The organism is Pseudomonas guangdongensis (genome assembly GCF_900105885.1).
In the GTDB taxonomy this organism is placed as follows: Bacteria; Pseudomonadota; Gammaproteobacteria; order Pseudomonadales; family Pseudomonadaceae; genus Geopseudomonas; species Geopseudomonas guangdongensis.
This window is the reverse complement of the sequence record NZ_LT629780.1, coordinates 1,808,413-1,830,690: the sequence shown is the minus strand read 5'-3', so window position 1 is coordinate 1,830,690 and position 22,278 is coordinate 1,808,413. Positions and strand designations below refer to the sequence as shown.

Sequence of the window (22,278 nt, the reverse complement as noted above, 5' to 3'; positions counted from 1 at the left end):
ACTGGACATCTGCCCCGCCGCACAAGGAATTGCCCGATGCCCGTCGCCTTCGACCTGCTGCTCGATCTTGCCACCGCCCTGGCCATCGGCCTGCTGATCGGCGCCGAGCGCAGCTGGAGCGCGCGCCCCGACGAAACCGACAAGCTCAGCGCCGGGGTGCGCACCTTCGGCCTCACCGGCCTGCTCGGCGGCCTCGGCGTGCTGCTCGCCGGGCACCTGGGCAACGGCGCGTGGATCGCCCTGCTGCTGGCCCTGGCCCTGCTGGTCACCACCGCCTACGTGCTCGGCCTGCGCCGCGACGACGACCCCGGCCTGACCAGCGAGATCGCCCTGCTGCTGAGCTTCCTGCTCGGCAGCCTGGCACTGACCGACAGCCGCCTGCTGGCCGCCGGCGGCGCGGTGGTGGTGGCGCTGTTGCTGCGCCTCAAGGAGCCGCTGCATGCGGCGCTGCGGCGCCTGTCGGCCGGCGAGCTGTCCGGCGCGCTGAAGCTGCTGTTCATCTCCCTGGTGCTGTTACCGGCGCTGCCCGACCAGGGCTACGGCCCCTGGCAGGTGTTCAACCCCTACGCCACCTGGTGGATGGTGGTGCTGATCGCCGGCCTGGGCTTCGCCGCCTACGTGGCGATCCGCCTGGTCGGCAGCCACCACGGCCTGCTGATCACCGCGCTGCTCGGCGGCATCGTTTCTTCCACGGCGATGACCCTGACCCTGGCCCGCCTGCACGCCCGCCACGACCTGCACGCCGCGCTGGCCGCCGGCCTGCTGGCCACCTCGGCGCTGATGTTCCCGCGGGTGCTGCTGGAGGTGGCGGCGATCAACCCGGCGCTGCTCGGCCAGCTGCTCTGGCCGCTGGGCGGCGCCGGGCTGGTCTACGCCGGCGGCGCGCTGTACTGGTGGTGGCGCGCCGGCCACGCGCCGGCCGGCGCGGCCGACGCCGAGCCGCCGCTGAAGAATCCCTTCGAGCTGGGCCCGGCGCTGCGCTTCGCCGCCCTGCTGGCGCTGATCCTCCTGCTGGTCGAGCTGGGCCGCCGCGAGCTGGGCGATACCGGCGTCTATCTGGTCGCCCTGCTCTCCGGGCTCACCGACGTCGACGCCATCACCCTGTCGCTGGCGCGCAGCGCCCAGGCCGAGCTGGACGCCACGGTGGCGGTGCGCGGCATCGCCCTGGCGGTGGTCAGCAACAGCCTGATCAAGGGCGTGCTGATCGCTGTGGTCGGCGGCGTGCGGCTGGCGGCGATGACCCTGCCGCTGATGGCCGCCGGCCTCGCCCTCGGCATGGCCCTGGTGTTCGCCGCCCTGCCCGGCCTGTGAATCCGGGCGCGCTGCCGCGCGCGCCTTTGCCGCACGACACTTCCGCCTTTGCCGCCCGGCCGATTGCGCGCCGGCGTGCCCCTGCGCGCGGGAAAACTTGGCAGACTGCCGCCCCATCCGCCGGCCGGCACCAGAGCGCAGACCGCCGGCGCAGGATTTCCCCGACGAGCCTGACGCACCGCCCCCATGCCCGCCTCCCAGCCGCTTTCGCCCGCCGCCGCGCAAAGGAACTGCCCCACCATGCTCGATCCGAGTCCCTTCGCCGCGCCCGGCAGCGCCGCCGAGTGCCGCGACTGCCTGCTGTTCGCCCTCGGCCGCGAGGAGTACGCCCTCGACATGAGCCAGGTGGAAGCCATCTGCGGCCATCTGGAAGTCCGCCCGCAGGCCGGCGCCGCGGCCGGCCTGCGCGGCATCGCCCGGCGCCACGGCGCGGAGCTGCCGGTCTTCGACCTGCGCGTCTGCCTCGGCCTGCCGCGCCGCGACGCGGGCTGGCAGAGCACGATCGTCGTGGTGCGTCTCGACGGCCGGCGCGCCGGCCTGATGGTCGACGGCGTCCGCGACGTACAGCACCTGCCGCCCGGCCACGGCCCGCAACGGCTCGACCTCGACCGGCTGCTCGGCCCACGGGGCGAGTCCGGCCGGCCACTTCCCCCCTTCAGCGACAGCGAGAGCACGCCATGCACGACAAGCACATGAGCATCCTGGTGGTCGACGACTTCCCGACCATGCGCCGCATCCTCTGCGGCCTGCTCCGCGAGTTGGGGCTGGGCAACGTGACCGAGGCCGAGGACGGCCAGGACGCGCTGCACAAGCTGCGCCAGGGCCACTTCGAGCTGGTGCTCTCGGACTGGAACATGCCCAACCTCGACGGCCTCGGCCTGCTCCAGGCGATCCGCGCCGATGCCGCCCTGCGCCACCTGCCGGTGCTGATGGTCAGCGCCGAGGCGAAGAAGGACAACATCATCGCCGCCGCCCATGCCGGCGCCAGCGGCTACGTGGTCAAGCCGTTCACCGCGGCGACCCTGGAAGAGAAACTCGAAAAGATCTTCGAGAAACTGGCCAAGCAAGGGCCGAAGGAGATACCTGCATGAACGACCGCGCATCGAGCGAGGCCCACAGCTGGGCGGCGGCGATTGCCCCGCACGAACTGATCCAGCGCATCGGCCAGATGACCCGCCTGCTGCGCGCCAGCATGCGCGAGCTGGGCCTGGACAAGGAGATCGAGAAAGCCGCCCAGGCCATCCCCGATGCCCGCGAGCGGCTGGGCTATGTCGCGGCGATGACCGAGCAGGCCGCCGAGCGGGTGATCGACGCCCTGGAGCGCGCCCAGCCGCGCCAGACCCTGCTGATCGAGGGCGCCCGCGACCTGGACGCGCGCTGGCAGGCCTGGCTCGCCGCGCCGCAGCAGAGCGACGAGGCGCGCCGCCTGGTGGAGGAAACCCGCCGCTACATCGGCGCGGTGCCCGGCCACACCCAGGCCACCCAGGGCGAGCTGCTGGAGATCCTCATGGCCCAGGACTTCCAGGACCTCACCGGCCAGGTGATCAAGAAGATGATCGAGGTGATCCGCGAGATCGAGCAGCAGTTGCTGCGGGTACTGATCGACAGTGTCCCGGCCAACGCCGAACAGAGTACGCTACAGCGCCTGGTCGGCAGCGAACGCGCCGACAGCAAAGGCCCGCAGGTCAAGCCGACCGAGGGCGACGCGGTGACCGGCCAGGCCCAGGTCGACGACCTGCTCGCCCAGCTCGGTTTCTGAACCCGCGCGGCGCGTGCCGCCCACCGCCCCCGACAGGAGCGCCCACCGCATGCAGGACACCCGCAAGACGACGCTGCGCCGCTGGATGTGGCGCGCCTTCGTGCAAAGCTCGCTGATTCCACTGATCCTGGTGGAAACCGTGCTGATCGCCGCCTACCTGCTGACCAACAGCTCGATCCGCGAGGCGCAGATCGACCACCTGCGCCAGACCGCCCTTACCGACCTGCAGAGCGCCGCCCAGCAGGAAGGCCGGCTGATCAACGAGCGCCTGCGCGCCATCAGCCGCACCACCCGCCTGTACGGCGAGCAGATCCGCGAGGTGCTGCTGCGCGAGGACTACCAGGTCGACGAGGCCGAACGCCGCCGCCACGCCCATACCGAGGACGGTGTGCTCTACACCCGCAGCAACGACGGCCGCGCCGCCTCCTTCTATGCCAACAGCACCCCGCGCGAGCGCCAGGACATGGAGCGCGTGCTGCGCCTGGCCCAGCTCGACCCGCTGATGAAGAGCATCCAGGCCAGCGACAAGCTGATCGCCTCCCTCTACTTCAACACCTGGGACAGCTACAACCGCATCTACCCGTGGTTCTTCACCCCCGACCAGTACCCCCACGACATGGTCATCCCCGACTACAACTTCTATTACCTGGCCGACGCGCGGCACAACCCGCAGCGCAAGGTGGTGTGGACCGACATCTACGTCGACCCCGCCGGCCAGGGCTGGATGATGTCGGCGCTGGCGCCGGTCTATCGCGGCGACTTCCTCGAAGGCGTCGCCGGCCTCGACGTCACCGTCGACACCATCCTCGACGAGATCGCCACCCTGCAGGTGCCCTGGAACGGCTACGCCATCCTGGTCAGCGAGGAGCTGAACATCATGGCCCTGCCGCCGGCCGGCGAGCGCGACTTCAACCTCAGCGAGCTGACCAGCCACTCCTACGACGAGGCGATCCGCAAGGAAATCTTCAAGCCTGCCGACTTCAACCTCGCCAAGCGCGAGGACACCCAGGCGCTGGCCGGCGCCATCGGCCAGCGTGCCTCCGGCCTGCAGACCCTGAGCCTGGGCGGCAAGAGCCAGCTGGCCGCCTGGACCACCATCGGCGAAACCGGCTGGAAGCTGGTCACCCTGGTCGACGAGGCCGAGGTGTTCCGCCAGACCAACGCCCTGGCCGCCCGCTACCAGCAGATCGGCTACCTGCTGATCGCCGGCCTGGTGCTGTTCTACGTGCTGTTCTTCGCCGGCATGTGGCTGCGCGCCCGCCAGCTCAGCGCCCAGCTGCAGGGGCCGATCGACCACCTGTCGGCGATGATGGGCGAGATCGGTCGCGGCAACTGGCACCCGCCGCGCCAGCCCTGCGAGATCGGCGAGCTGGACGGCGCCGCCGCCGCCGCCGCGGCGATGGGCGCCCAGCTCGAACGCAGCGAAACCACCCGCCAGCAGGCCCAGGACCAGCTCGAACTGGTCCTCGACTCCACCACCGAGAGCCTCTGGACCCTCGACCTGCGCCGGCAGCGGCTGCACATCGAGGGCCGCTTCCCGCAGCGCTTCGGCCTGGACGGCAACGACCTGGCGCTGGACGCATTCCTCGCCCGCGTCCACCCCGACGACCGCGAGGCGGTGATCGCCTGCCACGAGCAGCCGGCCGCGAGCAGCGACAACTACAGCATCGAGTACCGCTTCAGCGACGCCCATGGCATCTACCACTGGCTGCTCAGCCGCGCCCGCCTGCTCGACGCCGATCCGGTCAGCGGCCGGCCGCTGCGCCTGGCCGGCACCCACGTCGACATCGACGCCCTCAAGGCCACCCAGGAGGCGCTCAGCCGCGCCAGCCAGCAGGCCCAGGCCGCCAACGTCGCCAAGACCCGCTTCCTGTCGAGCATGAGCCACGAGCTGCGCACCCCGCTCAACGCCGTGCAGGGCTTCGCCCAGCTGATCCAGCTGGAGCTGCAGGAGCGCCCCGAGGAGCACAGCCTGCGCCAGTACGCCGGCGAGATCGACAACGCCAGCAGCCACCTCGGCCTGCTGGTGGACGACATCCTCGACCTGGCGCGCATCGAGGCGGACAAGGCCAGCGTCCACCTGGAGACCGTCGACGCCCGGCAGATCATGGCCGAGTGCCTGGAACTGATCCGCCCGCAGGCCCGCGAGCAGCACCTGCAGCTGGAGGCCCAGCTGCCGCCGGGCAGCCTGCTGGTGCGCGCCGAGGCGCGGCGCCTGCGGCAGATCCTGCTCAACCTGCTGAGCAACGCGGTCAAGTACAACCGTCCCCACGGCCGGGTGGCGCTGGGCTACCGGATCGACGGCGAGCGCCTGCGCCTGAGCGTCGAGGACAGCGGCTACGGCATCGACCCCGAGCGCCAGGACCAGCTGTTCAAGCCCTTCCAGCGCCTCGGCCACGAGAACAGCGCGATCAAGGGCAGCGGCATCGGCCTGGTGCTGAGCCGCGAGCTGGCCGAGCTGATGCACGGGCGGATCGGCTTCGTCAGCACCCCCGGCAGCGGCAGCACCTTCTGGATCGAGCTGCCGTTCAGCGCCGAACTGCAGGCCAGCGTGCGCAGCGCCGCCGCGCCCGGCCGCGAGCGCCTGCCGCGGGTGCTCTACGTCGAGGACAACCGCGCCAGCCAGCTGCTGGTGGAGAAGGCGCTGGGCGACATCGCCCGGGTCGAGGTGCTGGACAACGGCCTGGAGGCGCTGCACTGGCTCAACGAGCACCCGCCGCAACTGCTGCTGCTCGACCTCGACCTGCCCGGCCTGCAGGGCGACGCCCTGCTGCGTCGCCTGCGCGACAACCCGCAGACCCGCGAGCTGCCGGTGATCATCATCAGCGCCGCGGCGATGCCCGAAGACATCGCCAACATCAGCGCCCTGGGCATCGCCGGCTACCTGACCAAGCCGCTGAAGATCCAGACCCTGCGCGAGGCCGTGCTGCGCCTGGAGGTGCTCGAAGACACCCCGTCCTGAGCGGCGCGGCGCCGCAGCCGCGCGCTGGCACGGGCCTCGCCGCCACCGCGCGGCAGGCCGCCGCCGTGCGCGCCTCCCCAGCAACACCCGCCACTGCGCCGGCCCGGGAGACCGCCGGCGCGGCCGGCCCTGTACAAGTTCATGACAAGCTCGCTCGCCCTGTAGCATCATGTGCATCCGACACTCCAGAACCGTGATGCACTCCGCACCAGCAGGGGCCGCCAGGCGGCAGTGCCGCAGGGAGGCAGGCGCAGAGCCCATGACCACGAACCATCCCCTTTTGGGCAGCCACGAGCTGCACGACCGGCACATCCTGATCGTCGAAGACGCCGACGTCGACCGCATGCTGCTGGAAGCCTACCTGCGCCAGAAAGGCGCCATCGTCCACCTCGCCACCAACGGCCTGGAAGGCATCCGCAAGGCCCAGACGATCCGTCCGGACATGATCCTGATGGACGTGCGCATGCCGGTCTGCGACGGCCTGAGCGCCTGCCGGCAACTGCAGGCCGACGCCCGCACCAGCGACATTCCGGTGATCTTCCTGTCCGGCGCGGTGATGCCCGACGAACGCCTGGAAGGCCTGCTGGCCGGCGCCGTGGACTACGTCACCAAGCCGTTCAACTTCGAGGAAGTGCGCATCCGCCTGAGCATGCACCTGCGCGCGCGCCGCCCGGCGGCAGCGGCCCCGGAAGCCAGCGAGCCGGCGCCGGGCGCCTCCAACCTCGACAGCATCCTGTTCCAGTCGGCCCGCCAGCACCTGCTGCGCAACCTGGCCGAAACCCCCAACCTCGAATGCCTGGCGCGCCTGGTCAGCACCAACCCCAAGCGCCTCAACGAGGCCTTCAAGCACTGCGTCGGTGCCACCGTGTTCACCTACCTGCGCGAGGAGCGCATGCGCCAGGCCCGCGCGCTGCTCAGCGACACCACGCGGGAAGTGCAGACCATCGCCCTAGAACTGGGCTTCACCAGCGGCGCCAACTTCGCCACCGCCTTCAAGGAGCGCTTCGGCGTCACCCCGCTGCAGTTCCGCCAGAACCGCGCCGACTGCCCGGCCGACTGACGCCGCGTCCCCGCGCCTTCCACAAGACCTCGCCCGACAGCGTTCCGCCACCGCGTAGCGGCGCCCCCTGCGGCAGCGCGGTGCGTGGTGGCGCGGCGGGCAAGATGCGTCGCTACAAATCACACAAAACCTGTACAATATGAAAATCCTGTACAGGAAAAGAGAGCCCGCGATGTCGCCCATTCCGCACCAGAGCCCTGCCGGCACCCCACACGCCTTCCAGGCCTACCGCGCCCGCATCGACCGCCTGGCCTGGCTGCCGGCGCTGGCCACCCTGCTGCTCTGCATGATCGTCGGCGCCAGCAGCGAGCGCTGGCTGCTCACCCCCTTCGTCGCCCTGCTGCTCGGCGTGCCGGCCTGGCTTATCGGCCGGCTGTATCCGGGCAGCCTGCTCAGCGCCTCGACCATGGCGGTCCTGCTGATGGGCTGCTCGGCACTGCTGATCGAGCTGGGCAACGGCCTGATCGAAGCGCACTTCAGCGTGTTCATCCTGCTGTCGGTGCTGATCCTCTATGCCGACTGGCGGGTGATCCTCGCCGGCGCCGGTGCCATCGCCCTCCATCACCTGCTGTTCACCCTGCTGCAGGCGCGCGGCCTGCTGCGCCTCTACGACCTGGGCGAACACAGCCTGCATGCCCCGGCCGAGGCGCTGCTGCACTGCCTGCTGATGCACGCCGGCGCGGTGGTCGCACAGGCGGCGATCCTCGCCTACCTCAGTCAGGAACTGCGCGGCGTGCTCGGCGACGGCCTGCGGATCACCGCCTTCGCCGCCCGCGCCCGCCACGGCGATCTCGCCGCCCCGCTCGGCGACACCCGCCGCCCGGCGCTGGCGGCCATGGCCGGCCTGCAGGAGCACCTGTTGCAGACCCTGCAGCAGGCGCGCCAGACCGCCCATCAGGTCGAAGCCAGCAGCCAGCAGCTCAACGCCCGCCAGCACGAGCTGGCCGGCCAGGCGGCCCACAACGCCGAGCAGGTCGCGCAGATCGCCGCGCGCAGCCAGCAGCTCAGCGACGCCACCCGGCAGAGCAGCGAACAGGCCCACCAGACCCGCCAGCTCACCGCCGAGGTGGAGGCCCGCGCCGGGGACGGCATGCAGGCCATGGACGGCCTGCAGGCGAGTATGGGCGACATCGCCGAGCACACCCGGGCCATCGCCGGCCTGCTCGGCAGCATCGACGCGATCACCACCCAGACCAACCTGCTGGCCCTCAACGCCGCCATCGAGGCTTCGCGGGCCGGCGAGCAGGGCCGCGGCTTCGCGGTGGTCGCCGGCGAGGTCCGCGACCTGGCCCAGCGCACCCACGAGATCGCCCGGCAGATCCGCGAGCAGGTCGGCGCCGCCGACCTCAGCGTGGACGGTGGCCTGCAGCAGAGCGCCCGCAGCGCGCAGCTCATGCAGGACATCCTTGCCGCCTGCCGGCAGGTCGCCGCGCGCATGCAGGACATCGACCGCACCACCCACCAGCAGCACGAGGACATCGCCGCCCTCGGCGACAGCGCGCGCTCGATGAGCCAGTCGCTGACCCGCAGCAACGCCGCCATCCAGGCCAACCGCCAGCAGGCCGGCACGCTGCAGGACACCGCCCACGAACTGCTCGCCACCCTGGAGCGCTTCAACCTCGCCACGGCCGCGGGCGGCGCGAGCGCTGCCGAGCGCGCCGGCAACGCACGGGCAGCCTTCGCCACGGCGGACTGACGCCAGAATCCCGACCAAAGCCTGCAGAGTATCGAAAAAAACAGCCCGGACAACGACTTACCGGCACCAGAAACTTCCCCTAAACTGCCTGCCACCGAGCGATTGCGCACCTGCCCGAGCGGGTGGAGCGGAGCGGCGTGCAGCCCCGTCCCGAACCTCCGCCATCGCCCGCACAAGGACGCCGCCGCGCGGCGCCCCGTCGGGCCGCACGGGATGAGCGCAGCAGGCATGCCAGCCGGATCGCCGCGACCGCAATGCTGGATAACCAATGGAAAGGGAAGGAGCAGGCATGAACCTCACAATCGGCACCCGACTTGGCCTGGGCTTCGCGAGCGTCCTGCTCATGATGCTGATCGCCATCGCCACCGCGGTCAGCGGACTGCAATCCGTCGACGACTCCTTCGTCGACGCCACGGAGCGGCACCGACGCTCCACCCTCGCCAACGAGTGGCTGGCCAACACGCGCCTGAACGTGACCCGGGCCCTGGCCATCGCCCAGTCGCAGAACGACCCGGCGGTGGAGGCCTACTTCGCCCCGCTCATCAAGCAGACCACGGACGAGATCAGCCTGCTGCAGGGCGAGCTGGAAAAGTCCGTCACCTCGCCCGAGGGCAAGGCCCTGCTGCAGAGCGTCGCCGAGCACCGCAAGCGCTATGTCGACCTGCGCAGCGCCTTCTTCGCCGACCTCAAGAACGGGGTGGCCGGCCCGGACGACCTGAGCGGCAAGCTGATTCCCGCCGCCGAGCAGTACATCGCGCGGATCGGCGAGTTCAGCGCCTTCCAGCACCGGCTCGACCAGCAGTTCTCCGGCGAGGTCAGCGCCTCGGTGGACAGCGCCAGCTACCTGCTCGTCGCCCTGGCGGTGGTCGCGCTGCTGGTCGGCGCCGGCATGGCCGTCCTGATCGCGCGCAGCGTTACCCGCCCGGTGCAAGGCGCCGTCGAGGTGGCGCAAGCGATCGCCGCCGGCCAGTTGGGCCGCGAGGTGCGCGTGGAGCGTCGCGACGAGCTGGGCAGCCTGCAGTCGGCGCTGGCCGAGATGCGCAGCGCCCTCGCCCGCGTGGTGCACGAAATCCGTCTTGGCTCCACGAGCATTTCCCAGGTCACCGCGGAGATTTCCGGCGGCAACCAGGACCTCAGCGCACGCACCGAGCAGCAGGCCGCCTCGCTGGAGGAAACCGCCGCGAGCCTGGAAGAGCTGACCGCCACGGTCAAGCAGAACGCCGACAACGCGCGCCAGGCCAGCCGTCTGGCCGACGACGCCTCGGGGATCGCCGAGCAGGGCCGCGCGGTGGTCGGTCAGGTGGTCTCCACCATGGAAGGGATCGCCGACAGCTCGCAGCGCATCGCCAGCATCATCGGCGTGATCGACTCCATCGCCTTCCAGACCAACATCCTCGCCCTCAACGCCTCGGTGGAAGCGGCGCGCGCCGGCGAGCAGGGCCGCGGCTTCGCGGTGGTCGCCAACGAGGTGCGCACGCTGGCCAGCCGCAGCGCCGCCGCCGCCCAGGAGATCAAGGCGCTGATCGAGGAGTCGGTGAGCCGCGTCCAGGGCGGTTCCCGACACGCCGAGGACGCCGGGCGGATCATCCTCGACATCGTCGCGGCGGTGCGCAAGGTCAGCGACATCATCGACGAGATCGCCGCCGCCTCCCAGGAACAGAGCCAGGGCATCGAACAGATCAACACGGCAGTGAGCCAGCTCGATCAGGTCACCCAGCAGAACGCCTCGCTGGTGCAGCGCGCCGCGCATTCCTCGCAGACCCTGGCCCATCAGGCGCAGCAGCTGGAGCACTCCGTCGCCGTGTTCGACCTCGGCACGAGCGGCCACGGCGGCCTTGCGCCGCGCCCGCTGGCGCCCGCAGCGCTGCCGGCGTCGAACCCCGCCCAGGTGGAACCCCGGCGCGCCCCGGCCGCGTCGAGCCCGGCCCGGCGCAACGCCGAGGCGGACGAGTGGAGCGAGTTCTGAGTCGGCGCCGGCCGGTCTGGCCGGCCGATCGGCAGTGCGGCAGCTCCCCTGCCGCGCTGCCGGCGTACGCCCGCGCATGATCGTGCGGGCGTTGCGCAGCTCGCGGCGGTAACGTCGCGCCCCCTCCGGCCGGGCATCCCGCCCGAAAATCCATACAAAACCTGTACAAAGAATTCTCTGGCGCATAACAATATGCGCACGCAGCCGCATGCGCCCCTCTCGCCGCGACCAGACACTGCTGACCGCGCGACCATGCCCCGCCACACGCAGCCCGCCGCCGCGTGACGTCAGAATAACGTCACAAAAACCGCAGCATCGCAAAAAATTCTATCGAGACAACGACTTACAGTCGCCGAAATTATTCCTTACACTTCTTAAGGTATAAGAAATCGAAATATGGCGCGGCGCTCCACTGCGCCGGCGCAGCCGCCGCAAGCGGCCCATAACAACAGGTCTGCCAACGTCGCAGCCCCTGACCATGCCTGTGCGGATACCAGTTTTCGACTCCCCATCTGCTCTATCGCAGTGAGAACCTGGCAATGAATGACCGCCCGCAGTCCCCCACCGGCCGAGAGTACAAGGTCGGCGAACACCAGAACCTGCTGTCGCGCACCGACACCCAGGGCCGCATCACCTATGCCGCGCAGTCCTTCGTCGAGGTCAGCGGCTACTCGCGCGAGGAACTGCTCGGCGCGCCGCACAGCATCGTCCGCCACCCCGACATGCCCAAGGAGGCCTTCGCCAACCTGTGGCAGACCCTGGCCCGCGGGGAAATCTGGGTCGGCCTGGTGAAGAACCGGCGCAAGAACGGCGACTACTACTGGGTCCGCGCCCATGTCACGCCCATCGTCGAGAGCGGCCAGGTGCAGGGCTACACCTCGGTGCGGGTCAAGCCGAGCGAGGAGGAAATCCGCCTCGCCGAAGACACCTATGCCCGCCTGCGCGCCGGCGACCGGCGCGGTATCCGCCTGGACAACGGGCGCATCGTGCAGACCGGCCTGGCGGCACGCCTCCAGCGCCTGCACCTGAACAGCCTGCGGGCGCGAATCCTCGCCGCCCTGTCGATCAACGCGGCGTTCCTGCTGCTCGCCCTCGGCCTGGTGCTGTGGCGCCACAACGCCCTGCAGGGCGAACTGAACGCCCTGGATGGCAGCAACGCAGCCGCCGCCCGCCTGCTCGACGGCGTCCTGCAGGCGCAGACCGGCTTCGACTACCTGCAGGTCGGCGTGCTGCTGCTGACCGCCCTGCTCGGCGCCGGCGCCTTCGCCTGGATGCTGCGCACCGTGCGCGGCGAGATCCGCCGCGCCACCCAGTTCGCCATGCAGATCGCCGCCGGCAACCTGGCCGCCGCGCGCGACGCCGGCAGCCGCAACGAGTTCGCCACCCTGACCGCGATGCTCGAAGTCATGCAGCGCAGCCTCGGCAACATCGCCACCGAGGTCAACGCCAGCCTCGGTCTGGTCAGGCCCGCCGCCGCCCAGGTCGCCGCCGGCAACGACGACCTGGCCTCGCGCACCGAGCAGCAGGCCGCCTCGCTGCAGCAGACCGCCGCCAGCATGGAGCAGATCACCGCCACCGTGCAGCAGAACGCCGACAACGCCCGCCAGGCCAGCCAGCTGGCCAACTCGGCGGCCGTCGAGGTGCGCAACAGCGGCGCGGCGATGCATCAGGTGGTCGAGCGGATGGACAGCATCACCGCCAGCTCGCAGAAGATCGCCGAGATCGTCCGGGTCATCGACGCCATCGCCTTCCAGACCAACATCCTCGCCCTCAACGCCTCGGTGGAGGCGGCGCGCGCCGGCGAGCACGGCCGCGGCTTCGCCGTGGTGGCCAGCGAGGTGCGCAGCCTGGCCAACCGCTCGGCCGGCGCGGCGGCGGAAGTGCGCCAGCTGATCGAGCGCTCCAACCAGGAAGTCGGCCTCGGCGCCGCACAGGTGCGGCAGGCCGAGCAGGCCATCGAGGCGGTGATCGAGGCGGTCATCAAGGTCAACGACATCATGGGCGAGATCGCCTCTGCCTCGGACGAGCAGAACCGCGGCATCGAGCAGGTCAACTGCGCGGTGGCGCAGATGGACGAGGTCACCCAGCGCAATGCCGGGCTGGTGGGCGAATCGGCGCGCTCGGCACGCACCCTGGAAACCCAGGTCGGCGAGCTGGCCAACAGCATCGCCGTGCTGCGCCTGGCCGGCCAGGGCACGGAAGGTGCGCCCGCGCAGGACACCCCCCGCCCCGCGCACAAGGTCCATCATGTGCAGCCCGACAGCCGGCCGGCCCCGCGCGTGCATCGTCGCCATGGCGCCGCCCAGCGCACGCCGCCGCTGCGCGCGCCTGCCGTCGCCGAGGAGTGGAGCAGCTTCTGAACCGGCCCGCGCCCGGGGCAGGCGCCTGAAGCGGCCGGACGCCCGTGGGCGCGCGTCAGCGCAGCGCGCACCGCGCCCACGGGCGTCACGAGCGCTGCGGATCGCCCTGCTCTCGCACCCGCCCGGCGCCGGCTTTCCGGGCGCCGCCCCGCACACCGCACCGCCTTCGTCAAAGCCTCGACGCGGAGCCCCGCCAGCCCGCACAATCGGCGCACTGCGATCGCCTGCGCGATCCCGATACACGCAGCCTGCCGACGCGGCACGCCACACGGATGCTCTACGGATGCTCTACCCGGAAAACGAACACGCGCGCCTGCAATACCTGCACGACCTGCAGATCCTCGACACCCCCGCCGAACCGGCCTTCGACCGCCTGACCGCCCTGGCTGCCGAGCTGCTGGAGGTGCCCATCGTGCTGGTCTCGCTGGCCGACGCCGAACGCCAGTGGTTCAAGTCGCGCTTCGGCCTCGACGCCTGCCAGAGCGGACGCGACCTGTCCTTCTGCAACCAGACCCTGCTCCAGGGCACGCCGCTGGTGGTCGAGGACGCCGCGGCCGATCCGCGCTTCGCCCACAGCCCGCTGGTCACCGGCGCGCCGCATATCCGCTTCTACGCCGGCATTCCGCTGCGCCCCGACGGCCAGCATGTGCTGGGCACCCTGTGCGCCATCGACACCCGGCCCCGGCAGATCGACGCGGCCCGGCTGCGCCAGCTGGAAGCCCTCGCCGGCCAGGTCGAGGAGCTGCTCAAGCTGCACCAGCAGCGCCGCCTGCTCGACCGCGAAAGCCTCTACAGCAGCCAGCAGGCCGCGCGCTACGAGGCCATCGGGCGCGGCGCGGCGGCCGGCATCGTGCGCATCGACAGCCGCGGGCGGATCAGCGAGATCAACGACTTCGCCCTCGGCCTGCTCGGCTACCGGCGCGAGGAGCTGCTCGGCGAGAACGTCAGCCGGCTGATGCCGATGCGCTGGGCGGTCGACCACGACCAGTACCTGCACAACTACCTGAGCAGCGGCGAGGCGCGGATCATCGGCAAGGGCCGGCGGGTCGAGGCGCTGCACCGCGACGGGCACACCATCCCGGTGCATCTGGCGGTCAGCGAGGTGCGCTACGAAGACGGCAGCGACGCGCGCGACTTCATCGGCATCCTCTCCGACCTCAGCGAGGTGCAGACCGCCAACGCCCTGCTGGACAAGCAGCAGCACCTGCTCGGCGTGCTGCACCGCGGGCTGACCGACTACCGGGCGCTGATGTCCGGCAACAGCCTGTGGACCTTCCTCAAGCACGCCCTGCGCGAGCTGACCAACAGCGACTACGCGCTGATCGGCGAGGTGCTGAACCTCGACGGCCAGGCGGCGCTGAAGATCCACGCGATCAGCGACCTGACCTGGGACGAGCCCTCGCGCGCGTTGCTGGAGCGCCTGCGCGCCGGCGAGATGCTGCTCGACAACCCCCACAGCCTGCTCGGCCAGGTGTTCGCCGGCGGACAGACCATCGTCTGCAACGACCTGCCGGACGATCCGCGGCGCACCGGCTTCCCGCCCGGCCATCCGCCGCTGCACAACTACCTGGGCGTGCCGATCCTCGACCAGGGCGAGGTGATCGGCATGTTCGCCATCGCCAACGGCCGCCAGCCCTACAGCGACGAACTGGTGGAATGGCTGGAGCCCTTCACCTCGACCTGCGCGCTGCTGATCAAGCTGTACCGCCAGCTCCACGAGCGGGAGAACTTCACCGAGCAACTGCGACGCGCCCGCGACCAGGCCGAGGAAGCCAGCCGCGCCAAGAGCGAATTCCTCTCCTCGATGAGCCACGAGCTGCGCACCCCGCTCAACGCCATCCTCGGCTTCGCCCAGCTGCTGAGCACCAGCCAGAAGCACCCGCTCAACGAGCGCCAGCAGCGCCAGGTGGAGCAGATCTACAAGAGCGGCAACCACCTGCTCAACCTGATCAACGAGGTGCTCGACCTGGCGCGCATCGAGGCCGGGCACATCAACCTGTCCATCGAGCACATCCGCCTGGCCGACGTGCTGGACGACGCCTGCAGCACCCTGGCGCCGATCGCCGAGCAGCACGGCATCGCCCTGCGGCCCTCCACCGCGCACTGCAGCGCCTGGGTCGAGGCCGACTACACGCGTCTCAAGCAGGTGCTGATCAACCTGATCACCAACGCCATCAAGTACAACCGCCCGCAGGGCTCGGTGCGCATCGACTGCCGGGTGGAGCGCGACTGCGCGCGCATCCGCATCGCCGACAACGGCGTGGGCATCGCCGCCGACAAGCTCGACCAGCTGTTCCAGCCGTTCAACCGCCTGGGCGCCGAGAACGGCAGCATCGAGGGCACCGGGGTCGGCCTGGCGCTGACCAAGAAGATCCTCGAACAGATGCGCGGGCGCATCGGCGTCGACAGCCAGGAGGGGGTCGGCAGCGAGTTCTGGTTCGAGCTGCCGCTGGCCGCGGCGCCGCAGGCCAGCGACGAGGGCGCCGCGGAGAGCGTCGCCGCGCCGGTCGAGACGGCCGCCGCGGCGAGCTTCCAGGTGCTGTACATCGAGGACAACCCGGCCAACCAGCGCCTGCTGATCGAGCTGTTCGAGGACCTCGACGGCTTTGCGCTGAACTGCGCGCACTCCGCCGAGCTGGGCCTGGAGCTGGCCTGCTCGCAGCGCCCCGACCTGATCCTGCTGGACATCAACCTGCCGGGCATGAACGGCTACCAGGCGATGGCGATCCTCGCCCGCAACCCGGCGACGCAGGCCATTCCGGTGATCGCCCTGTCGGCCAACGCCATGCCCGCCGACCTGCGCCAGGCCAAGGCCGCCGGCTTCGCCGACTACCTGACCAAGCCGCTCGACATCGCCCGGCTGCTCGCCGTGCTCGACACCTTCGCCCAGCAGGAGGCCCCGTGATCCAGGCCAGCGACTGCCGTTACCCGGATGCGCGCATCCTGGTGGTGGACGACAACCCGATCAACGTCGAGCTGCTCCTCGACCTGCTCGACGAGGCCGGCTACGCCAACCTGCACAGCCTGACCGACCCGCGCCAGGTGCTCGCCCAGCTGGAGGACGCGCTGCCCGACCTGATCCTCCTCGACATCCGCATGCCGCACCTGGACGGCCATCAGGTGCTGGGCCAGCTGCGCGCGCGCTGGGGCGAGCAGATGCCGCCGGTGATCGTGCTCAGCGCGCAGACCGACCGCGACACCCGCCTGCAGGCCCTCGGCCTCGGCGCCCGCGACTTCCTCGGCAAGCCCTTCGACCAGCTCGAAGTGCTGCAGCGCATCCACAACACCCTGGAAGTCCACTTCCTGCTGCGCGAGCGCCACGACCGCGCCCTGCTGCTGCAGCGCCTGGTCGACGAGCGCACCGCCGAGATCCAGCGCCTGTCCTTCCAGGACCCGGCCACCGGGCTGCCCAACCGCCGCGCCCTGCTCGCCAGCCTGGAGCAGGCGCTGCACGCCGGACAGCCGCTGAGCCTGTGCTACGTCGCCCTCGACGGTTTCGCCGCGATCTCCCGCCTGCACGGCCATGTGCTCGGCGACGCCCTCAGCCAGCGCCTGCGCGACCGCCTGCTCGACTGCCTGGGCGATGCCGCCGGCGTTGCGGTGTGGAAGCACACCGCCTGGGTGATCCATGTGCCGGACAACGACACGACGCGCCTGGAAGCGCTGCTGCAGCGGGTGATCGCCTGCGTGGCGCAGCCGTTCAGCATCGACCACCTGCGCCTGCAGCTGGGCCTGCGCATCGGCGTCAGCCACAGCGAGCAGCCCCACGACTCGGCCGACCACCTGCTGCGCCAGGCCGCCCTCGCGGTGCCGGGCGAGGCCGACCAGTGGCGCTTCTACCATCCGGCGCTGGAGGCCGAGCTGCAGCGCCGCAGCCACTACCGCCTGGCCCTGCACGAGGCCCTCGACCGCCGGCAGATGTTCCTCGTCTACCAGCCGAAGATCGACCTCGGCAGCGGCCGGGTGATCGGCGCCGAGGCGCTGCTGCGCTGGGTGCATCCCGAGCTGGGCTTCGTCTCGCCGGCCGAGTTCGTCCCCCTGGCCGAGGCCAGCGGCGAGATCCTGCGCATCGGCGACTGGGTGCTGGACAGCGCCATCCGCCAGCTCGAAGCCTGGTTCGCCGCGCAGCAGTTGCCGGACGGCTTCCGCATCGCGGTCAACGTCGCCACCCTGCAGCTGATGCAGCCCGACTTCGCCGAGCGCCTGCTCGAACGCCTGCAGCGCAGCAGCCTGCCGCGCGGCGCGCTGGAGATCGAGGTCACCGAGTCGGGCCTGATGCAGGACGTCGCCCTGGCCCGCCGCCAGCTGCAGCAACTGGCCGGGCAGGGCCTGTCGATCGCTATCGACGACTTCGGCACCGGCTACTCCTCGCTGGCCTACCTCAAGACCCTGCCGGTGTCGGTGCTGAAGATCGACCGCGCCTTCGTCAACGAGATCGACAGCAACCTGCAGGACCTGCGCCTGGCGGAAACCGTGGTGCAGATGGCGCGCAACTTCGGCTTCGTCACCGTCGCCGAGGGCATCGAGCGCGCCGAGCACGTCGCCCTGCTGCAGGACATCGGCTGCCAGCTCGGCCAGGGCTACTGGTATTCGCCGCCGCTCAAGGCCGACGCCTTCCTCGCCTTCTGCCAGCAGACGCACGCCGCCTGCCCGTGACACCCGGAGTTCGCCGCCCATGCCCCTGCCCCGCCGCACCCCGCACTTTCGCCGCCGGCTCGCCGCTGCCCTGCTCGGCCTGCTGGGCTGCCTGCTGGCGGCCAGCGCCACCGCCGAGGCAGGCGCCGATACCGAGCCGCGGACGCTGCGCAACATCGTGCTGGCGCCGACCCTGTTCGAGTCGACGCCCGACGAGATCCACAGCCAGCTCGGCCCGGCGCGCTTCATCGAGGAGCTGACCGGCCATCCGGTGGTGGTGGAGAACCATGCCCGCTACGAGGACATCATCAGCGGCTTCGTCGCCGGGCGCATCGACCTGGCCATCCTCGGCCCGCTGCCCTACGTCTCGCTGCGCCAGCTGCACGCGGGCGCCGAGCCGCTGGTGCGCTTTCGCGAGCCGGACGGCCGCGAGCACTACACCTGCACGCTGGTCGCCTTCGCCGACGAGGTGCGCCCGCTGCCGCGCTACGTCGGCGCGCGCCTGGCGCTGACCCAGCCGTTCTCGACCTGCGGCTACTTCGCCGCCGCCACCCTGCTCGGCCGCGCCGGGGTCGACATCGAGCGCCTCGACTACCGCTTCGTCGGCCGCCACGACCAGATCGCCATCGAGGTGATCACCGGCGGCGCCGACCTCGGGGTGCTCAAGGACGAGGTCGCCGCGCGCTTCGCCGGCGTCGGCCTGGTCGAGCTGGCGGCCACCCGGCCGCTGCCCGGCTTCACCCTGATCGCCAACGCCGCGACCCTCGATGCCGCCACCCGCCAGCGCCTGCGCGAGGGCTTCCTCGCCCTGCAGGAGGCGGACATCGCGCGCTTCGTCGAATGGCCGCGCACCCTGCGCCGGGGCGCCGTGCCGGCCGCCCACGAGGACTACGACGCCATCGCCCGCCAGTTCATGCGCATCGAGGCGCCGCTGCAGCAGGCGATCCTGCGCGAGAAGGAGCAAGCCCGATGAGATGGACCTTTCCCGCCCTGTTCGTCGTCCTCGAACTGCTCCTGCTCGCCGGCTTCTACCAGCTGTGGGCGCGCAACGCCGACGAGGTGCTGGAGGCGAAGAACCGCGAGAAGCACAGCGCCTACCAGGCCATCACCCAGACCTACGGACGGGTCAGCGAGCTGATGCACGACACCCTGCTCAACCGTCCCGGCATCCGCCACCTGTTCCACCAGGGCCTGCAGGCCAGCGGTGCGGAGCAGGCGATGCTGCGCGGCCGGCTGCTGCGCACCCTGTGGCCCGACTACCGGCACATGAGCCGCTACAACCTGGTCCAGCTGCACTTCCACGACCGCGCCGGGCGCAGCTACCTGCGCTTCCACAAGCCGGAGATGTCCGGCGACGACCTGCTCGCCTCGCGGCCGAGCATCCGCCGCGTGCTGGAAACCGGCCAGCCGACCCGCGGCTTCGAGAACGGCAAGCTGTTCCACGGCTATCGCTACGTGTTCCCGGTCAGGCTCGACGGCGAGCTGATCGGCTCGGTGGAAACCAGCATCGACTTCAGCGCCATCGGCCAGGGCCTCAGCGAGGTCAATCCCGGCCACGAATACAGCTTCTGGCTGCACCGCGACAGCCTGCAGGCGCGCGTCCCGGAAAGCACCAGCCTGCTGTTCCCGCTGGAGATCAATCCCGACTATGCCCTCGAAGACCTGCAGGCCAGCCTCGCCCACCGCAGCGTCAGCGCGCGGCCGGCCAGCCAGGTGGAACTCGACGACCGCCTCAAGCCGCACTGGGAGAAGATCCGCCAGCGCATGCACGCCTCGGAGACCTTCGCCCTGCCGGTACGCCTGCAGGGGCTGGAGTTCGCCGCGGTGACCTTCATGCCGGTCAGCAACCTGACCGGCGAGCAGGCCGGCTACCTGGTCGGCTACGGCGCGGTGCCCGAGCTGGGCGTCTCGGCGCGCCACTACCTGCTGCTGGCCGGCCTCGCCAGCCTGCTGCTGGCGGCGCTGCTGCTGGCCCTGCAGCGCCAGCGCCGCGACAGCCGGAGCCTGGAAAACGAGCGGCAGATGTTCAAGAGCATCACCGACAACATGCTCGAAGGGCTGTTCGTGCAGAACGAACGCGGCACCCTGATTTACTGGAACCCGGCGCTGGAGCGCCTGCTCGGCTTCACCGCGCAGCAGTTGCAGGGCGCGGTGGTCCACGAGCTGATCCACGCCCACGACAGCCACGGCGACGACGTGCCGCTGGAGGCCTGCCCGATCCGCCTGAGCACCCTGCGCGGCGAAACCTACTACTGCGAGAACGAGCGCTTCCGCACCGCCGGCGGGCAGAGCCTGCCGGTCGAGGTGACCTGCGCCCCGGTGGTGCAGAAGGGCCGCATCGAAGGCTCGATCACCGTGTTCCGCGACATGACCCAGCGCCTGCAGATGCAGGCCGCCCAGGAGGAAGCGCGGCGCGCCGCCGAGCGCAGCGCACGGATGAAGAGCACCTTCCTGGCCAACATGAGCCACGAGATCCGCACGCCGATGAACGGGGTGATGGGCATGCTCGACCTGACCCTGGAAACCGCGCTCGACCCCGAGCAGCGCGAATACCTGGAAATCGCCCAGCGTTCCGGCGAGATGCTCCTGGCCCTGCTCAACGACATCCTCGACGTGTCCAAGGTCGACGCCGGGCATCTGGAGCTGGAGAGCGTCGCCTTCGACCTCAACGAGGTCGTCGAGCACACCGCCAAGCTGCTGGCCGCTCGCGCCCACCAGAAGCGCCTCGAACTGATCATCGAGGTCGAGCCGGGCCTGCCGCGCCATGTGCTCGGCGACCCGCTGCGCCTGCGCCAGGTGCTGCTCAACCTGCTCGGCAACGCGATAAAGTTCACCGAGCGCGGCGAGGTCGCCCTGTGCGTCGGTCGCTCCGCCAGCGCGCCCGGCGCGCTGTGCTTCGCGGTGCGCGACACCGGCATCGGCATCGCCCCGGAAGCCCAGCAGCAGATCTTCGACGCCTTCCGCCAGGCCGAGGAGTCGACCACCCGCAAGTACGGCGGCACCGGCCTGGGCCTGGCGCTCAGCCGCCGACTGGTGGAGCTGATGGGCGGCGAGATCCACGTCAGTTCAACGCCCGGCCAGGGCAGCCGCTTCTTCTTCGACCTGCTGCTGCCGCCGCAGGCCGCCCCCGGCGGCGAGCGCAGCGCCAGCGAACGGGCCGCCGAACAGCTGGCCGGCCTCGGCCTGCTGATCGTCGACGACGTGCTGGCCAACCGGCTGATCGTCGAACGCCACGCCATCGCCTGGGGCATGCAGCCGCACGGCTTCTGCAATCCCCTCGACGCCCTGGCCTGGATGCAGGACCCACGGAACGCCGGGAGCGTACAGCTGGCGGTGCTCGACCGCATGATGCCCGAGCTGGACGGCCTGGAACTGGCGCGCAGCCTGCGTCGCCAGTACCCCAAGCTGCGCCAGGTGATGCTCTCCTCGGCCAGCGACCAGCTCGAAGCCATCGCCCTGCACGACGGCCTGCTCGACCAGAGCCTGCACAAGCCGGCCAGCCCCGACGCCCTGGCCTATGCGCTGCTCGCCGCCCTGCACGGCCCGGGGCCGGCGGCGGCCGGCGCGGTCGCCGCGCCGAGCGCCCCGGAGCTCGACCTGCGCGAACGCCACGTGCTGCTGGTCGAGGACCACCCGGTCAACCGCATGCTCGCCCAGCGCCTGCTGGCCAAGCACGCGGTGCAGCTCAGCGAGGCCGAGGACGGCGCCCAGGCGGTAGCGCTGATCGAGGCCGGGGCGCGCTTCGACATCATCCTCATGGACTGCCAGATGCCGGTGATGGACGGCCCCACCGCGACCCGCGAGATCCGCCGCCTGGAACGCGAGCGCGACCTGCCGCGCACGCCGGTCCTCGCCCTCACCGCCCATGCCGGCACCCCGGAAATCGCCCACTGCCGCGATGCCGGCATGGACGAGGTGCTCAGCAAGCCCTACAACAACGAGCAGCTGCTCGCCGCCATCGGCCGCCTGCTGGCCAGCGCCGCCGCCCCGGCAGCGCTGGCGCCGGCCGCCGCCGACGGCGGGGAGACGCCGCTGCTCGACGAGGCCATGCTCGCCAGCCTGGAGGAAGCCCTGGGCGAGGACCTGCACAAGGTGGTGGCCTTCTTCTGCGCCAGCCTGCCGACCCAGATCGCCGCCCTGCAGATCGTCCTGCGCGGCGGCGACGCCACGGAAATCCGCCGCCAGGCCCATACCCTCAAGGGCAGCGCCGGCAACCTCGGCGCCCTGGCGCTGGCCACCCTGGCGCGGGAGATCGAACAGCAGGCCCAGCAGCAACAGGCGCTCGACGCGGCGCTGGGCGAGCGGCTCGGCGATCTGGCCGAACGCACCCTGGAGCGCCTGCACCAGCGCTATCCGCTGCCGGCCTGAAGCCGCCCGCTGCCCGTCGCCGCCCGCCGCGGCGGCGCAGCGGGCCGACTTCCGCCGGGTCGTTACCGTCCTCCCCCTCCGATACAGACGCGCCGCTCTATTTCGCTGTCTTGATGCGAATTTGCAGCACCCCGCATGACCATCCGCCACCCTCCTTTGCT

13 protein-coding genes are annotated in these 22,278 nt (G+C 70.9%); all 13 read left to right on the top strand.

Going from position 1 to position 22,278, the window contains the following annotated elements:
* Positions 1 to 36: 36 nt before the first annotated feature.
* The 13 genes from BLU22_RS08725 (at position 37) to BLU22_RS08665 (ending at position 22,117) form a co-directional block, all read left to right on the top strand.
* Positions 37 to 1,311: an MgtC/SapB family protein gene (locus BLU22_RS08725; RefSeq protein ID WP_090213689.1), complete on the top strand. Its 1,275-nt coding sequence runs from the start codon at positions 37 to 39 to the stop codon at positions 1,309 to 1,311.
* A gap of 240 nt (positions 1,312 to 1,551) precedes the next feature.
* Positions 1,552 to 2,007 (top strand): chemotaxis protein CheW, encoded by a 456-nt coding sequence (locus BLU22_RS08720; protein WP_157718984.1) that lies wholly within the window; start codon positions 1,552 to 1,554, stop codon positions 2,005 to 2,007.
* Positions 1,989 to 2,402: a chemotaxis response regulator CheY gene (gene cheY, locus BLU22_RS08715; protein WP_090213686.1), complete on the top strand. Its 414-nt coding sequence runs from the start codon at positions 1,989 to 1,991 to the stop codon at positions 2,400 to 2,402. Before BLU22_RS08720 ends, cheY begins: the two co-directional genes overlap by 19 nt.
* Positions 2,399 to 3,070, top strand: a complete 672-nt coding sequence (gene cheZ, locus BLU22_RS08710; protein WP_090213684.1) for a protein phosphatase CheZ — start codon at positions 2,399 to 2,401, stop codon at positions 3,068 to 3,070. Before cheY ends, cheZ begins: the two co-directional genes overlap by 4 nt.
* Before the next feature lie 49 nt (positions 3,071 to 3,119).
* The gene (locus BLU22_RS08705; RefSeq protein ID WP_090213683.1) at positions 3,120 to 6,032 is read left to right on the top strand and encodes a hybrid sensor histidine kinase/response regulator; all 2,913 of its coding nucleotides are present in this window, start codon (positions 3,120 to 3,122) and stop codon (positions 6,030 to 6,032) included.
* A 259-nt stretch (positions 6,033 to 6,291) separates the two neighbouring features.
* Positions 6,292 to 7,092, top strand: a complete 801-nt coding sequence (locus BLU22_RS08700) for a response regulator transcription factor (protein ID WP_090213681.1) — start codon at positions 6,292 to 6,294, stop codon at positions 7,090 to 7,092.
* Positions 7,093 to 7,264: 172 nt separating this feature from the next.
* On the top strand, positions 7,265 to 8,788 hold the full coding sequence (locus tag BLU22_RS08695; protein WP_157718983.1) for a methyl-accepting chemotaxis protein: 1,524 nt from the start codon (positions 7,265 to 7,267) through the stop codon (positions 8,786 to 8,788).
* A 289-nt stretch (positions 8,789 to 9,077) separates the two neighbouring features.
* Positions 9,078 to 10,754, top strand: coding sequence for a methyl-accepting chemotaxis protein (locus tag BLU22_RS15295; RefSeq protein ID WP_090213677.1), 1,677 nt, complete (start codon positions 9,078 to 9,080; stop codon positions 10,752 to 10,754).
* A 539-nt stretch (positions 10,755 to 11,293) separates the two neighbouring features.
* Entirely contained in the window at positions 11,294 to 13,114 is a 1,821-nt protein-coding gene (locus BLU22_RS15400; protein WP_090213676.1) for a methyl-accepting chemotaxis protein, read from the top strand.
* A gap of 283 nt (positions 13,115 to 13,397) precedes the next feature.
* Positions 13,398 to 16,019: a GAF domain-containing protein gene (locus BLU22_RS08680; RefSeq protein WP_090213674.1), complete on the top strand. Its 2,622-nt coding sequence runs from the start codon at positions 13,398 to 13,400 to the stop codon at positions 16,017 to 16,019.
* A complete protein-coding gene (locus BLU22_RS08675; RefSeq protein WP_197676747.1) occupies positions 16,016 to 17,770 on the top strand; it encodes a putative bifunctional diguanylate cyclase/phosphodiesterase in 1,755 nt (584 codons plus the stop codon). Before BLU22_RS08680 ends, BLU22_RS08675 begins: the two co-directional genes overlap by 4 nt.
* Positions 17,771 to 17,789: 19 nt before the next feature.
* The gene (locus tag BLU22_RS08670; protein ID WP_090213673.1) at positions 17,790 to 18,722 is read left to right on the top strand and encodes a PhnD/SsuA/transferrin family substrate-binding protein; all 933 of its coding nucleotides are present in this window, start codon (positions 17,790 to 17,792) and stop codon (positions 18,720 to 18,722) included.
* A complete protein-coding gene (locus tag BLU22_RS08665) occupies positions 18,719 to 22,117 on the top strand; it encodes a response regulator (protein WP_162274137.1) in 3,399 nt (1,132 codons plus the stop codon). Before BLU22_RS08670 ends, BLU22_RS08665 begins: the two co-directional genes overlap by 4 nt.
* Positions 22,118 to 22,278 lie beyond the last annotated feature (161 nt).